Genomic DNA, 15,645 nt, shown 5'->3' with positions numbered 1-15,645 from the left:
CCGCATCAATCGATGCGGGCATTTGTTTATGGCCTCAAAGCAAGATCAAAAGATCGCAGGCTCCACCAGCTCCTACATAACCGGGATTAGCGGGATTAGCGGTTATTGATCGTCAAAGTAGCGCTCATGCCAATCCACCAGCGGTTGCGGTGAGTTGAGCTTCTGGCCGTAGATCACCGAGTACGACAGCACGTTTTGCACGTACTGGCGGGTTTCGTCGAACGGGATGCTTTCCACCCACACGTCGAAGCTCAGGTGGTCCGCCCCGCGCAGCCACTGACGCACTCGGCCGGGGCCTGCGTTGTAGGCGGCGGAAGCGAGGACGCGGTTGCCGTTGAACTGGCTGTGGACCTGGCTCAGGTAAGCGGCACCGAGCTGGATGTTTTTGTCCGGATCCAGCACTTGCTGCGGCGAGGCCAGTGGAATGCTGAATTTGCGCGCAGTTTCCTTGGCGGTGCCGGGCATCAGTTGCATCAGGCCGCTGGCGCCGACGCCGGAACGGGCGTCGTCCATGAAAGCACTTTCCTGGCGGGTGATGGCGAACACCCAGCTCGAATGCAAGCCACGAACCTTGGCTTCGCGCACCAGGGTTTCGCGGTGGGCCATCGGGAAGCGGATGTCCAGGTCGTCCCAGTACTGCGCCTGACTGATGGTGCGGATCGCCGGGAAATACCATTTCAGGTCGTAGGCCAGTTTCGCCTGGGCGACCATTTCGTCGCGGCTGAAGTGGCGGCTGACGTGGTACCACTCGCGGCGACCATCGACGATCTGTCCGCGAGCGTGAAACTCAAGCGCCCGACGCACGCCAGGGGTATTGCGGACCTTGTTGATCAGCGCCTGGCTCAATACCAAGGGTTTGTTGACCAGCGAATAAGGTGATTGCGAACGATCAGCGGCGAGGAAGCCATAGAAATCTCGCTCACGAGCCAGGTTCTTGTAGAGCGCTTGCGCTTCCGGGTTCTGAGGCTGCGCCAGTTCCAGGCTGCGGGCCTGCCAGTAGCGCCAGCGGTTGGTGGTCGCCAGATCCTGCGGCAAGCGGCGAGTCAGCTGATAGGCATCGTCCCAGCGGGCCAGGCGCAGCAACAGACGCAAGCGCCATTCGGAAACCGTGTTGTCACGCAGTTCCGGGTCGTACTTGGTCATCACGTCCAGCGCGCGAGGGTCGAAGCGGCGGGCGAGGGTCAAGCCGATTTCACGGGCGATGGCCACTTTCTCATCACGGGAGAAGTGCATGCTGCTGGCGTAACCGTCGAGCAGCTCCATGGCCTTGTCCGGGTCTTGCTTGGCCAAGCGGCGCAGGCCGAGGCTGACGATGTCAGACATCGGTTCATCGGCCGGGGTGAAGCGCGAAGGCTGGTTGAGCAGCTCGGGTTTCTGCGCCACATCAATCAGCAAACGACCGCGAGGGGCGAGGGTAGTCAGGCCGTTGACCAGGCTGTTGGCCAGCGGATAGTTGCGCGCCTGAGCGGCAAGTTTGGTGCGCTCCCAGCGTTTCTGCTCGTTCAACTGGCCTTCGGCAGCCCATTGCCCGAACAGCGCATCGCACGCGGCGGGCTGGGATTTGCCAGTCAGCCAGAGTTTATTGGCGTTGGCGTAACCTTCGGCTTTCTGGTTATGCCCGATCTGATACTGCGCGTTCAGGCAATCCAGTTCGGTGAAATTGAGCTTGGGGTCGTAGTACTTGACGAAGGTCGCCCAGTCGCCGCGTTCCGCCAGCCAACGCAGCCAGCGCAACTTCATCCAGTTGGCCTGGGGCAGGTCTCCGTGCTCGGCGAGGAATTTCTCGATTTCGGCATTGCTCGCGGTTTTAAGGCGAGCGGTCAGTTCGTCATACGCCAGGTACGGCTCCAGCGGGTAATCGCTGAGGGCCTGGCTGTAACGGAAATAAGGACCGGTATCCCCCTTGGCGAGGGCACGCTTGGCTTCATCGTAATACTGGCGCTGGGTGGACAGGTCCACCGCCTGGGCGGTTTGAACGGCAGTGGCAGAAAGAAGAAAACAGGATAAAAGACTGAAAAGGCGACTGCGCATGAGACGTCCGGGCAGAGAAATCATGACAAGTGTGGGCATGGCCCGCACTGAATTGTCTGTAGCTTAGCCTTTTGCCAGCAGCGGGCGAAAGCTTTGCCGGCCTGTCAGCATCAGTTCGCAACATTTGTCATGCAGAGTGTCGCGAAGGTGAAATTGCCGGCCTTCTGAAGCCTCAAGTCAGGTAGAATGCGCGCCCGGTTTTTGGAGAAGCTCATGACCCTGCTCAAATTCAGCGATGTGTCCCTTGCTTTCGGCGCTATGCCGTTGTTGGACAAGGTGTCCTGGCAGATCGCCCGTGGTGAGCGGGTGTGCATCATCGGCCGCAATGGCACTGGCAAGTCCAGCATGATGAAGCTCGTCAAGGGCGACCAAAAGCCTGATGAGGGCTCCGTTTGGCGCGCACCTGGCCTCAAAATTGGCGAATTGCCGCAAGAATTGCCGGTAGCCGACGAGCGGACCGTGTTCGACGTGGTGGCCGAAGGCCTGGACGGTGTCGGCGAGCTGCTCGCGCAGTATCACCACCTCAGCCAGAACATCGTCACCGACGCCGACCTGGACAAACTGATGCACGTCCAGCACGACCTCGAAGCCCGTGACGGCTGGCGTTTGCAGCAATTGGTCGACAGCACGTTGAGCCGTCTGCAGTTGCCGGCCGACAAGACCCTCGCCGAATTGTCCGGCGGCTGGCGTCGTCGCGTCCTGCTGGCTCAGGCTCTGGTTTCCGAACCCGATCTGCTGCTGCTCGACGAACCGACCAACCACCTGGACATCGGTGCAATTGCCTGGCTCGAAGAAGCGCTGAAGGATTTCCAGGGCGCCGTGCTGTTCATCACGCACGACCGTTCATTCCTGCAGAACCTTGCGACCCGCATTCTCGAATTGGATCGCGGTGGCCTGATCGACTGGAACGGCGACTACGCCAGCTTCCTCGTGCACAAAGAGGCCTCGCTGGCCGCTGAAGACACCGCCAACGCGCTGTTCGACAAAAAACTGGCCCAGGAAGAAGTCTGGATCCGCCAGGGCATCAAGGCTCGTCGGACCCGTAACGAAGGCCGCGTCCGCGCCCTCAAAGCCCTGCGCAACGAGCGTAGCGAGCGTCGTGAACGCACCGGCAAGGCCAACATCCAGCTGGATACCGCTGACAAATCTGGCAAGCAGGTAATGGTCCTCGATAACGTGAGCTTCGCTCACCCGGGCGGCCCGTTCCTGATCAAGGATTTCTCGATGGTCCTGCAGCGCGGCGACCGTATCGGTCTGCTCGGCGCCAACGGTACCGGCAAGACGACCTTGCTGAAACTGATGCTCAGCGGTCTGCAACCAACCAGCGGCACAGTGGAAGAGGGGGCGCGCATCGACGTGGCCTACTTCGACCAGTTGCGCCATCAGCTGGACCTGGAAAAGACCGTGATCGACAACGTCGCAGAAGGTCGCGACTTCATCGATATCGATGGTCAGAGCCGCCACGTGCTGAGCTACCTCGGCGATTTCCTGTTCAGCCCGCAGCGTGCCCGCACGCCGGTGAAGGCGCTGTCAGGTGGTGAACGTGCGCGTCTGTTGCTGGCGAAACTGTTCAGCAAACCAGCGAACCTGCTGGTCCTCGACGAACCGACCAACGACCTCGACGTCGAAACCCTTGAGTTGCTGGAAGAGGTCTTGCTGACCTTCAACGGCACCGTGCTGATGGTCAGCCACGACCGGGCATTCCTCGACAACGTGGTCACCAGCACCCTGGTCTTCGAAGGTGAAGGCAAGGTTCGCGAATACGTCGGTGGTTATCAGGACTGGCTCCGTCAGGGCGGCTCGCCGCGCCTGCTGGGCGTGACCGAGAGCAAGTCCGGCAAAGCCGACCTGACCTCCGCGGTCGTGACGGCCGAAGCTGCGCCAGTCGCTGCTGTAGTCGAAGCGCCGGTGGCGAAGAAGAAACTCAGCTACAAGTTGCAGCGTGAGCTGGAAATGTTGCCGGGTCAGATCGAAGCCATGGAGCAGCAGATCGCTACCGTTGAGGCGCAAATGGCCGATGCCGGTTTCTATCAGCGTCCAGCTGCCGAGACCGCTGCAGTGATCGCTCAGTTGGAGCAGTTGCAGGCTGAGCACGACGTAATGGTCGAGCGCTGGGCCGAGCTGGATGCCTGATTGATCCTGCTATAAAAAAAGCCCGGCGTTCAGTGATGAGCGCCGGGCTTTTGGTATGGGATGCGATCTACAGAGCTGGCGTAGATCCAATGTGGGAGCGGGCTTGCTCGCGAAAGCTGCTTAACATTCAACAAATATGCTGACTGTTACACCGCTTTCGCGAGCAAGCCCGCTCCCACAGGGGATATGCGTTTCAGCTTTTGATCAGGCGCACAGCAAGCACATCACAGGGCGCACCGTGCAGCACGTCATTGGCGGTTGAACCCAGCAGCAATGCCAGGCCGTGTCGGCCATGGCTGCCCACCACGATCAGGTCGCAGGTTTGTTCCTTGGCCAGGTGGTGGATCTCCTGGCGTGGCTGGCCGTAGGTCAGGTGGCTGTATTCTTTGGAGAGTTCCGGATACTTCACGATCAGTCGGTCCAGGCGTTCCTTGGCCTGATCGAACTGCTGTTGTTGCAGTTGTGACAGGTCCATGGGGACGTCGCCGCCAAAGGCCATGGCCATTGGCTCGACAATGTGCACCAAGGACAGCTTAGCCCCGTTGCTCACCGACAGTTCGCGAGCGCGGTGGATTACAGGATCGCACTCTTCGGTTAGATCTACAGCGACCAGAATGTGGTTGTAGGGCATGAGGTGCTCCTCCTGAGGGTTGCAATATTGGTAAGTATGGCTGGTTTCAAGCGCATTGTTTTCAAAGTGACTCAATGCGCTCATCAAGAATCGGGAGTACAGATATGACGGTCTGGATAGTGGTGTCAATCATGTTGGTGGTACTGAGTCCGCTGGCATGGTTGCGGCCGTCGCGCCACCAGAGCGGCCGCATGGCCCTGCGCATGGAGGCGCGACGCATCGGATTGGCGATGCAACTGGCGCCTCAGGACTGGCCGCACTGGCTGAGCCAGGAGCCGCCGAGCCCTTGCGCCCAGTACCATCGACCGCGGCGTGGCAATCGGCCGGCGTGCTGGAGTTACTGGCAAAAAGCGCCGGGTGTATGGGTCAACCAGTGGCAGGAGGTCTGCGAGGAGCCTGCGTTGCTGATTCATTTCGAAAAGTTGCCAGACAACGTTTACAAGGTCGAAGCAGACAAGCAGATGATCACGTTGTATTGGGGCGAGAAGGGCGAAGCGACGGTTTTGCAGGATATTGATGCGGTGCTGAAAGCGCTGGCATAAATCGCGGAAATTTCGCGCCGCAATGGCGCGAAACGTCTGGCAGACAGGCAATAAAAAGCCCGACATCATCATCGGGCTGGGGTTGGCCAGGCAGGCCGGTAATTCGGTGTGGCGCTGATCTTACGCTGGGCATTCGCCAAAAGCGTTCATGTTTTTTCCTCAAGGTCCCGCCAGCGTAGCTTGTTAAACAAAGGCTGCAGCGAATTAGGGCGACTTTTCTAACTATTGATCCTATGAATGGCCTCACATGCAGCCGCGTGTTGCAGGTCTTCGTGTTACGGAAATGACCGGAAAGTCGCATTTCAACCCGTATTTTGGGCGATTGACAATTGTCGGAAATTCCGTGAAGGTGACGTACCCAAATCAAACGGGCGTATGAATTGAGCGTTTGTATTACAGACCGCTCCTACAGAATCCCGACTATCGCGTTGGCGGGTGTGCCGGGTGGATGGGCGTAGCATTGACGATAAGCGTCCCTGCCGAGCCATTCGCCTGCGTCCGACGTGTACTGTTCAGCTTCCATATCGTGGAGATCAGTTGATGATTTACGAAGGTAAAGCCATCACGGTTAAGGCTCTTGAAAGTGGCATCGTCGAATTGAAATTCGACCTCAAGGGTGAGTCCGTCAACAAGTTCAACCGTCTAACCCTGAACGAACTGCGTCAGGCTGTAGACACCATCAAGGCAGATGCTTCGATCAAGGGTGTGATCGTCAGCAGTGGCAAGGACGTGTTCATCGTCGGCGCCGACATCACCGAATTTGTCGAGAACTTCAAGCTGCCTGATGCAGAGCTTGTTGCTGGCAACCTGGAAGCCAACAAGATTTTCAGCGATTTCGAAGACCTCAACGTCCCGACTGTCGCCGCGATCAACGGCATCGCCTTGGGTGGCGGTCTGGAAATGTGCCTGGCGGCGGACTACCGCGTCATGTCCACCAAGGCCAAGATCGGTCTGCCGGAAGTCAAGCTGGGCATCTACCCGGGCTTCGGCGGTACCGTGCGTCTGCCGCGCATCATCGGTGCCGACAACGCCATCGAATGGATTGCCGCCGGCAAGGAAAACCGTCCTGACGACGCGCTGAAAGTTGGCGCAGTCGACGCAGTGGTTGCTCCCGAGAAGCTGCAGGAAGCGGCCCTGGAGCTGATCAAGCGCGCCATCTCCGGCGAATTCGACTACAAGGCCAAGCGTCAGCCGAAGCTCGAAAAGCTCAAGCTCAACGCCATCGAACAAATGATGTCGTTCGAAACCGCCAAGGGTTTCGTGGCCGGTCAAGCGGGCCCGAACTACCCGGCACCCGTCGAAGCGATCAAAACTATCCAGAAAGCCGCGAACTTCGGTCGCGACAAGGCGCTGGAAGTCGAAGCCAACGGTTTCGTCAAACTGGCCAAGACCTCTGCCGCGCAGAGCTTGATCGGTCTGTTCCTGAACGATCAGGAACTGAAGAAAAAGGCCAAGGCCTACGACGAAATCGCCAAAGACGTGAAGCAGGCTGCCGTATTGGGCGCTGGCATCATGGGTGGCGGTATCGCTTATCAGTCGGCCTCCAAAGGTACGCCGATCCTGATGAAGGACATCAACGAGCACGGCATCGAGCAAGGTCTGGCCGAAGCCGCCAAATTGCTGGTGGGCCGCGTTGATAAAGGTCGCATGACCCCGGCGAAAATGGCTGAAGTGCTTAACGGCATTCGCCCTACCTTGTCCTACGGTGATTTCGGTCACGTTGATCTGGTGGTTGAAGCGGTCGTCGAGAACCCTAAGGTCAAGCAAGCCGTTCTGGCTGAAGTGGAAGGCAAGGTCAAAGAGGACACCATCCTCGCGTCCAACACCTCGACCATTTCCATTACCTTGCTGGCCAAAGCCCTCAAGCGTCCGGAAAACTTCGTCGGCATGCACTTCTTCAACCCGGTGCACATGATGCCGTTGGTAGAAGTGATCCGTGGTGAGAAGTCCAGCGAGCTGGCGGTTGCCACCACCGTTGCCTACGCCAAGAAAATGGGCAAGAACCCGATCGTCGTCAACGACTGCCCGGGCTTCCTGGTCAACCGCGTGTTGTTCCCGTACTTCGGCGGTTTCGCCAAGCTGGTCAGCGCCGGTGTGGACTTCGTCCGTATCGACAAGGTCATGGAAAAATTCGGCTGGCCAATGGGCCCGGCATACCTGATGGACGTGGTCGGCATCGACACCGGTCACCACGGTCGTGACGTGATGGCTGAAGGCTTCCCGGACCGCATGAAAGACGACCGTCGTTCGGCCATCGACGTGCTGTACGAAGCCAAGCGCCTGGGCCAGAAGAACGGCAAGGGCTTCTATGCCTACGAGACCGACAAGCGCGGCAAGCAGAAGAAAGTTGCCGATCCGTCGGTACTGGAAGTGCTCAAGCCGATCGTCTTTGAACAGCGTGAAGTCACCGACGAAGACATCATCAACTGGATGATGATCCCGCTGTGCCTGGAAACCGTGCGTTGCCTGGAAGACGGCATTGTCGAAACCGCTGCCGAAGCCGACATGGGTCTGGTCTACGGTATTGGTTTCCCTCCATTCCGTGGCGGTGCGCTGCGCTACATCGATTCGATCGGTGTTGCAGAGTTCGTTGCCCTGGCTGACCAGTACGCTGATTTGGGCGCGCTGTACCACCCGACCGCAAAACTGCGTGAAATGGCCAAAACCGGCCAGCGGTTCTTCGGTTAAGCGCCCCCAACTAGAGTGAGAGTGAATATATGAGCTTGAATCCTAGAGACGTCGTGATTGTCGACTTCGGTCGTACTCCGATGGGTCGCTCCAAGGGCGGCATGCACCGCAATACCCGCGCTGAAGACATGTCGGCGCACCTGATCAGTAAACTGCTGGAACGCAACGTCAAGGTTGATCCGAGCGAAGTCGAAGACGTGATCTGGGGCTGTGTGAACCAGACCCTGGAGCAGGGCTGGAACATCGCCCGCATGGCGTCCCTGATGACTCAAATCCCGCACACCGCTGCCGGCCAGACCGTCAGCCGTCTGTGTGGTTCGTCGATGAGCGCTCTGCACACTGCTGCGCAAGCGATCATGACCGGCAACGGTGACGTGTTCGTTGTGGGCGGCGTCGAGCATATGGGTCACGTGAGCATGATGCATGGTGTCGATCCGAACCCGCACATGTCGCTGTACGCGGCGAAAGCCTCGGGCATGATGGGTTTGACCGCTGAAATGCTGGGTAAAATGCACGGCATTACTCGCGAACAACAGGACGCTTTCGGCGTGCGCTCCCACCAGCTCGCTCACAAGGCGACACTGGAAGGCAAGTTCAAAGACGAAATCATCCCGATGCAGGGCTACGACGAGAACGGTTTCCTGAAGCTGTTCGACTACGACGAAACCATTCGTCCGGAAACTACCCTGGAAAGCCTGGCGGCTCTGAAGCCAGCGTTCAACCCTAAGGGCGGCACCGTGACAGCCGGTACTTCGTCGCAAATCACCGATGGTGCTTCGTGCATGATCGTGATGTCGGCGCAGCGTGCACAGGACCTGGGCATTCAGCCTATGGCGGTGATACGTTCGATGGCGGTGGCAGGTGTAGACCCGGCAATCATGGGCTATGGTCCAGTACCGGCCACACAAAAAGCACTGAAGCGCGCGGGTCTTGGCATTAACGATATCGACTTCTTCGAGCTCAACGAAGCTTTCGCTGCACAGGCCCTGCCAGTGCTGAAAGATTTGAAAGTACTCGACAAGATGAACGAGAAGGTTAACCTGCACGGCGGCGCGATTGCCCTGGGTCACCCATTTGGTTGCTCCGGTGCGCGTATCTCCGGCACTCTGTTGAACGTGATGAAGCAAAATGGCGGCACCTTCGGGGTAGCCACCATGTGCATTGGTCTCGGCCAAGGCATCTCCACCGTCTTCGAACGCGTTTAAGCGTTCCGTTGACGGAAGCCGGGGCCAAGTGCCCCGGTTTTTGTTTTTCTGAATTTATTTTTTGTTTTTATTTTTAAAAGATTTGAGCGAGGGCCAAACCATGCCGATACAACCTGGGCTCTACCAACATTACAAAGGTCCGCAGTACCGCGTATTCAGTATTGCGCGGCATTCGGAAACCGAAGAAGAAGTGGTCTTCTACCAAGCCCTGTATGGCGATTACGGCTTTTGGGTACGTCCCTTGAGCATGTTCCTGGAGTCGGTCGAGGTTGACGGCGAACAGGTGCCACGCTTTGCTTTGGTGCAAGCTGAACCAAGCCTTTTTTCCAAGCCATAAGCTGAGTGCGCGCAAGACCCTGCGCTTGACCTCACCTTGTAGCCACTATATATAGCGGTGCCGCGTCAGGCGCCAACCGCCTTTCACTTCTAGAATTCAGGAATTTTCTGATCCATGGGCAAATCGCTGGTCATTGTGGAATCCCCGGCTAAGGCCAAGACCATCAACAAGTATCTGGGTAACCAATACGTGGTGAAGTCGAGTATCGGCCATATCCGAGACCTGCCCACCAGCGGTTCGGCTAGCGCCAGCAAAGAGCCAGCCGCCAAGCGCGGCAAGGCCGCCGCGGGTGAAGGTCCGGTGCTCACGCCGAAAGAGAAAGCGCGCAAGCAGCTCGTCTCGCGCATGGGTGTCGATCCCGATCATGGCTGGAAAGCCAAGTACGAGATCCTCCCGGGCAAGGAAAAGGTCATCGAAGAGCTGCGCCGGCTCGCCAAAGATGCTGACACCATCTATCTCGCAACCGACTTGGATCGCGAGGGGGAAGCCATTGCCTGGCACCTGCGCGAAGCCATCGGTGGTGATGACAGCCGCTACAAGCGCGTGGTGTTCAACGAAATCACCAAGAAGGCGATTCAGGAAGCCTTCTCCAAGCCGGGCGAGCTGGACATTGATCGTGTAAACGCACAACAAGCGCGTCGTTTCCTCGACCGCGTGGTGGGTTACATGGTTTCGCCGCTCCTGTGGGCCAAGGTCGCTCGTGGCCTGTCCGCCGGTCGCGTGCAATCGGTTGCCGTGAAGCTGGTCGTCGAGCGTGAGCGTGAAATCCGCGCGTTCAACCCGGAAGAGTACTGGGAAGTTCACGCCGATCTCGGCACCGCCAAGGGCGCAACCGTGCGCTTTGACGTCGCTCGCGAGAAAGGTGAAGCCTTCAAGCCGCTTAACGAAGCCCAGGCCATGGCCGCGCTGGAGAAGCTCAAGGCTTCCAGCTACAGCATCGTCAAGCGCGAAGACAAACCGACCAGCAGCAAGCCGTCGGCACCGTTCATCACGTCCACTCTGCAACAGGCCGCCAGTAACCGCCTGGGCTTCGGCGTGAAGAAAACCATGATGATGGCCCAGCGTTTGTACGAAGCCGGCTACATCACTTACATGCGTACCGACTCCACCAACCTCTCGGCCGATGCCGTGACGATGGCGCGCATTTATATTGAAGGCGAATTCGGCAAGAAGTACCTGCCGGAAACCCCGAATGTCTACAGCAGCAAGGAAGGCGCACAAGAGGCTCACGAAGCGATTCGTCCGTCCGACGCCAACACCGAGCCAAGCAAGCTGTCGGGCATGGAGCGCGATGCAGAGCGGCTTTACGAGCTGATCTGGCGCCAGTTCCTCGCTTGCCAGATGCTGCCGGCCCAATACCTGTCGACCACGGTCACCGTCGGTGCCGGTGACTTCGAGTTGCGCGCCAAAGGCCGCATCCTGAAATTCGACGGTTACACCCGCGTCATGCCGCAAATCGCCAAGCCTGGTGATGACGACGTGCTGCCGGACATGGCTCAGGGCGACGCGATGAAGCTGATCAAGCTTGATCCGACCCAGCACTTCACCAAGCCGCCGGCGCGTTACTCGGAAGCGAGTCTGGTTAAAGAAATGGAAAAGCGCGGCATCGGTCGTCCTTCGACCTACGCGGCGATCATTTCGACCATCCAGGATCGTGGCTACGTAGCGTTGCACAACCGTCGTTTCTACTCGGAAAAGATGGGCGACATCGTTACCGAACGTCTGGCCGAGAGCTTCTCCAATCTCATGGACTACGGCTTCACCGCCGGCATGGAAGAGAACCTCGATGACGTGGCTCAGGGCGAACGCGACTGGAAGAACGTGCTCGATGAGTTCTACGGCGATTTCAAGAAGAAACTCGAAGTAGCCGAAAGCGCCGAAGGCGGCATGCGCGCCAACCAACCGGTGATGACTGACATTCCGTGCGTGTTGTGCGGTCGTCCGATGCAGATTCGTACAGCATCGACTGGCGTGTTCCTCGGTTGCTCGGGCTACAGCCTGCCGCCGAAAGAGCGCTGCAAGGCCACGGTCAACCTGGTGCCGGGCGACGAAATTGCGGCGGACGACGAGGGTGAATCGGAATCGCTGGTGCTGCGTGGCAAGCACCGCTGCCCAATCTGCAGTACGGCGATGGACGCTTACCTGCTGGATGAGAAGCGCAAGCTGCACATCTGCGGTAACAACCCGGATTGCTCTGGCTACGAAATCGAAGAGGGCACTTATCGCATCAAAGGCTACGAAGGTCCGAGCCTGGAATGTGACAAGTGCGGCAGCGAGATGCAGCTCAAGACCGGCCGTTTCGGCAAGTTCTTCGGTTGTACCAATGCGACGTGCAAGAACACCCGCAAACTGCTGAAAAGCGGTGATGCAGCACCACCGAAGATGGATCCGGTGAAGATGCCTGAGCTGAAATGCGAAAAGGTCAACGACACCTACATCCTGCGCGACGGTGCTTCCGGTCTGTTCCTGGCGGCCAGTCAATTCCCGAAAAACCGCGAGACGCGTGCTCCGCTGGTCATGGAAATTGTGCCGCACAAGGATGAGATCGATCCGAAGTACCACTTCCTCTGCGAAGCGCCGAAGAAAGATCCGGACGGCCTGCCTGCTGTGATCCGTTACAGCCGTAAAACCAAAGAGCAGTACGTACAGACTGAAGTCGACGGTAAGCCGACTGGCTGGAAGGCGTACTACGACGGCGGCAAGTGGACGGTTGAAGACAAGCGCCCGGCGAAGACCGCCAAGGCTTAACAGGTGCTGTACTGAAAAGGCCGCATGACAACCCTCAGGTTTTCATGCGGCCTTTTTGTTTTGTGCTTGCGGTGAACTCGGCTGATCCACGACACTGTCTGACCTGCGTGAAGCAATTATTTCGTTGTGGAGGCTGCCGTCATGGCCCACGAACTCTATACCCGTACCAACCAGAAGATTTACTTCGCCGGCCTGTCGCTGGAAGCGCTCGCCAGAGCCGAAGAGGGGCGGGCGATGAACTCCCTGGCGCTGATCCAGGCCGGACGCGAGTCAGCCCTGTTTCACCTGTACGGTGCGTTGCTGGGACTGTGCCATGAAATCGCCGGTTTCTATCGCTTGCCTCAGGCCAATGCGCCTCGGGCCGAGTTATTGCTGACGCGCGAAGTGCTTGAAGCCATCGCGATTCCGGAAATGGCCGAGATGGTCGAGTTGGCCAATAATTCGGAAACCTGGCTGGCCAAACTGCTGGCAGCCCATGCTGCACTGTTTCAGCCGCCACGGGCGCCGCACAAGCCTAAGGGTGACGTGACGCAACCACTGATCCTGGCCGTTAACCTGGATGAAGAAGAGGCTCCACAAGAGCTGAGCCGGGAAGAGCTGGAGAGCTGGCGTCAGAACCTCAAGGGACTGGCGATTCGGTTTCGCGAAGGCCTGAACGAATGCTGAAGGATTGAGCGGAATAATGGATGGCCCGCTGGGTTGTCCGTTCAGGGATGAGAACTGTCGGACCTTTCTCTTTGTAGTGGCATCTGGTCAAGATCCCGAGCGAAGCCTGGCCGATGCCTATATAATCCCCGCCTTTCGTGGAGAACAGACCTTTATGCCAACGTCCTTTCTAGAAATTGTCGAGTTACCAGACGGCCGTATTGAGCTGCGCAGGGCTGAGGACGAGGGTTCTCTGGTTACTTTGGATTTCTCCGAGGATGCCAAAGCGTTCCTGCAGGGCCAGCACGTGGAAGTCGCCAAGGCGATGTTGAGCGTCGGCGTTCAGATGGCCGGACGCTTGGTTGAAGGCGATTTCAATACGGACGAGGGGTCTCGGGTTCTTCATTGATCCCGCCCGTCGGTTTTTTGCTGATATCGCTACAGGTCGGCTTCTCTATCCTTGGAGAAGCCCCGCGCTGTTCAACGCGCGCATTGTTTGTCAGTTAACCCAATCGAATATTCAGGCTTTGTGCGTCCCCGATCCGGGCGGCGCTGATCAACTGTTGCCGTGAAGTTGTGCTCAATGGGTTGAGCCAGCTGACCACCGTGTGGCTGCGGCCCAGGCGCAAGGCCTCGCAGGTCAACTGCTGAGCGCTCTGAGTGCCGCGCGGTTGCAGCAGCAGGATGCGTTCGCGGTTAAGGCCGGCGTCCCGCAACCAGGTCTGGGTCAGGCTGGCGGGCGGAGCGATCAGCGTCAGCCAGCGCGCGTCCTGGTCCTGACTCAGCTCCCTGAGAATCGGCGCAAGAAGGTTCAGGCAGTTCCCGGCTGCACCACGCAGCGACAGCTCACTGAAGACTTCGGGCTCGGCGCTCCAGGGTGACTCGACCACGTCTTTCAGGATCGGCGCCAATGGCTGCACCATGAAAGCCTCGAACAACGGCAGTTGGGCTTGCTGTGATGTGTGTGGGAACTGCATAAAGCCTCCTTTAGCGGCGAATGACGCCGACACTCAAGCCTTCGATCACCAGTTCCTGATCTTTCAGGTTCACTTCGATAGGGGCGAATTCAGGGTTTTCGGCAATCAACCAGACCTTGCTACCATCGCGCTTGAAACGCTTGACGGTCACTTCGTCGCCGATCCGCGCTACTACGATCTGGCCGTTGCGGGCTTCGCGGGTGGTGTGCACTGCCAGCAGGTCACCGTCGAAAATGCCCACATCCTTCATGCTCATGCCATGAACCCGAAGTAGATAGTCGGCGCGAGGATGGAAGAACGACGGGTTGATGTTGCAGGACTCTTCGATGTGCTGCTGGGCGAGGATCGGAGCACCGGCAGCCACTCGGCCTATGATCGGCAGGGTGGACTCGTCGGCCTTGGCTTCGAAGCCGGGGATGCGAATACCACGGGAAGCACCGGGCGTCATCTCGATCGCGCCCTTGCGGGCCAGCGCCTTGAGGTGTTCTTCCGCCGCATTGGGCGACTTGAAACCCAGTTCCTGAGCGATTTCCGCGCGGGTGGGCGGGTAGCCGTTGTCTTCGAGGCAGCGTTTGATGAAGGCCAGAATCTCTGCTTGGCGTGGCGTCAGCTTTAGCATATTGATCGCTCTGTCTTTTTATACAGTGACTGGGATTATATACAGTGGAACGGTCTTGGCAATGCTCCTTTTTTTGCTGACCGCCAGACGGTCGATAAGCCTGCTGACTCACGCTTGCGAGTTGTATGGTTAAATAGCTGACCGACCATTCTCAAAACGAACTGCCAGGCTTGACAAGGCACAGGCTGAAACGTATGTTTCAAACAAGTGTTTGTCAGGCGGAGTAGCCATGGCCCAGTCGGAAACCGTTGAACGCATTCTTGATGCTGCCGAGCAATTGTTCGCGGAAAAAGGTTTCGCTGAAACCTCATTGCGTCTGATCACCAGTAAGGCCGGTGTCAATCTGGCGGCAGTGAACTATCACTTCGGTTCGAAGAAGGCGCTGATCCAGGCAGTTTTCTCGCGCTTTCTCGGGCCGTTCTGCTTAAGCCTTGATAAAGAGCTGGAGCGGCGTCAGGCCAAGCCAGAGAACAGGCCGACGCTTGAAGAGCTGCTGGAAATCCTCGTCGAGCAAGCCCTGGTGGTGCAACCACGCAGCGGTAACGATCTGTCGATTTTCATGCGCTTGCTGGGTCTGGCTTTCAGTCAGAGCCAAGGGCACTTGCGGCGTTATCTGGAAGACATGTACGGCAAGGTATTCCGCCGCTACATGATGTTGGTCAACGAAGCTGCACCGCGGATTCCGCCGATTGAGCTGTTCTGGCGTGTGCACTTCATGCTCGGCGCCGCCGCGTTCAGCATGTCCGGTATCAAAGCCCTGCGCGCAATTGCCGAGACCGACTTCGGTGTGAACACCTCCATTGAGCAAGTCATGCGTCTGATGGTGCCGTTCCTGGCAGCGGGTATGCGCGCCGAAACCGGCGTGACCGATTCGGCCATGGCCACCGCACAGTTGCGTCCACGCAGCAAATCAACCCCGGTTGCCGCCAAGGTTTAACCGCGCACGGGTGGGCGCGGCAGCTGACATCCGCTAAGCTAGCCGCCCATGCCGACTCTCGTTCTGAACCCGCTCCCCATTTGTATCGCCGACCTGCCGGGCATAGCCCATGGCGGCGATTTTGTGCGAGCCGGGTTTATCGTTATCAAGGA

At 58.3% G+C, this 15,645-nt stretch carries 13 protein-coding genes; 9 read left to right on the top strand and 4 right to left on the bottom strand.

Annotation, left to right across the window (positions count from 1 at the left end):
• Nucleotides 1–102 precede the first annotated feature (102 nt).
• Complete coding sequence (locus ACMXYH_RS22085; protein WP_129442900.1) at nucleotides 103–2,031, bottom strand: transglycosylase SLT domain-containing protein; 1,929 nt, start codon at nucleotides 2,029–2,031, stop codon at nucleotides 103–105.
• A 213-nt stretch (nucleotides 2,032–2,244) separates the two neighbouring features.
• On the opposite strand from ACMXYH_RS22085, the gene ACMXYH_RS22080 reads away from it, so the two are divergent.
• Complete coding sequence (locus ACMXYH_RS22080; protein ID WP_415764937.1) at nucleotides 2,245–4,164, top strand: ATP-binding cassette domain-containing protein; 1,920 nt, start codon at nucleotides 2,245–2,247, stop codon at nucleotides 4,162–4,164.
• 193 nt (nucleotides 4,165–4,357) lie between these two features.
• Here ACMXYH_RS22080 and ACMXYH_RS22075 read toward each other — a convergent pair whose 3' ends face one another.
• A complete protein-coding gene (locus tag ACMXYH_RS22075) occupies nucleotides 4,358–4,795 on the bottom strand; it encodes a universal stress protein (protein ID WP_008151425.1) in 438 nt (145 codons plus the stop codon).
• A gap of 104 nt (nucleotides 4,796–4,899) precedes the next feature.
• On the opposite strand from ACMXYH_RS22075, the gene ACMXYH_RS22070 reads away from it, so the two are divergent.
• From ACMXYH_RS22070 to ACMXYH_RS22040, 7 genes are all read left to right on the top strand, one after another.
• On the top strand, nucleotides 4,900–5,337 hold the full coding sequence (locus tag ACMXYH_RS22070) for a hypothetical protein (RefSeq protein WP_134421747.1): 438 nt from the start codon (nucleotides 4,900–4,902) through the stop codon (nucleotides 5,335–5,337).
• A 540-nt stretch (nucleotides 5,338–5,877) separates the two neighbouring features.
• Nucleotides 5,878–8,025, top strand: coding sequence for a fatty acid oxidation complex subunit alpha FadB (gene fadB, locus ACMXYH_RS22065; RefSeq protein ID WP_129442906.1), 2,148 nt, complete (start codon nucleotides 5,878–5,880; stop codon nucleotides 8,023–8,025).
• A gap of 29 nt (nucleotides 8,026–8,054) precedes the next feature.
• Nucleotides 8,055–9,230: an acetyl-CoA C-acyltransferase FadA gene (fadA, locus tag ACMXYH_RS22060; protein WP_008007076.1), complete on the top strand. Its 1,176-nt coding sequence runs from the start codon at nucleotides 8,055–8,057 to the stop codon at nucleotides 9,228–9,230.
• A 100-nt stretch (nucleotides 9,231–9,330) separates the two neighbouring features.
• A complete protein-coding gene (locus ACMXYH_RS22055) occupies nucleotides 9,331–9,567 on the top strand; it encodes a DUF1653 domain-containing protein (RefSeq protein WP_046047845.1) in 237 nt (78 codons plus the stop codon).
• Between the two features lie 114 nt (nucleotides 9,568–9,681).
• Nucleotides 9,682–12,315, top strand: a complete 2,634-nt coding sequence (topA, locus tag ACMXYH_RS22050; RefSeq protein ID WP_415764936.1) for a type I DNA topoisomerase — start codon at nucleotides 9,682–9,684, stop codon at nucleotides 12,313–12,315.
• A 141-nt stretch (nucleotides 12,316–12,456) separates the two neighbouring features.
• A complete protein-coding gene (locus ACMXYH_RS22045) occupies nucleotides 12,457–12,981 on the top strand; it encodes a DUF6586 family protein (RefSeq protein WP_046047843.1) in 525 nt (174 codons plus the stop codon).
• 154 nt (nucleotides 12,982–13,135) lie between these two features.
• Entirely contained in the window at nucleotides 13,136–13,369 is a 234-nt protein-coding gene (locus ACMXYH_RS22040) for a hypothetical protein (RefSeq protein WP_046048057.1), read from the top strand.
• A gap of 94 nt (nucleotides 13,370–13,463) precedes the next feature.
• Here ACMXYH_RS22040 and sulA read toward each other — a convergent pair whose 3' ends face one another.
• Nucleotides 13,464–13,937 (bottom strand): SOS-induced cell division inhibitor SulA, encoded by a 474-nt coding sequence (gene sulA, locus ACMXYH_RS22035; protein WP_046055276.1) that lies wholly within the window; start codon nucleotides 13,935–13,937, stop codon nucleotides 13,464–13,466.
• Between the two features lie 10 nt (nucleotides 13,938–13,947).
• A complete protein-coding gene (lexA, locus tag ACMXYH_RS22030) occupies nucleotides 13,948–14,556 on the bottom strand; it encodes a transcriptional repressor LexA (RefSeq protein WP_007933171.1) in 609 nt (202 codons plus the stop codon).
• Between the two features lie 229 nt (nucleotides 14,557–14,785).
• On the opposite strand from lexA, the gene ACMXYH_RS22025 reads away from it, so the two are divergent.
• Nucleotides 14,786–15,493, top strand: a complete 708-nt coding sequence (locus tag ACMXYH_RS22025; protein ID WP_129442910.1) for a TetR/AcrR family transcriptional regulator — start codon at nucleotides 14,786–14,788, stop codon at nucleotides 15,491–15,493.
• Nucleotides 15,494–15,645: the final 152 nt, after the last annotated feature.

Origin of the sequence: Pseudomonas frigoris (genome assembly GCF_047758635.1) — a bacterium.
Taxonomy (GTDB): domain Bacteria; phylum Pseudomonadota; class Gammaproteobacteria; order Pseudomonadales; family Pseudomonadaceae; genus Aquipseudomonas; species Aquipseudomonas frigoris.
The sequence above is the reverse complement of the archived record's forward strand: the minus strand, read 5'-3'. Positions and strand labels throughout refer to the sequence as shown.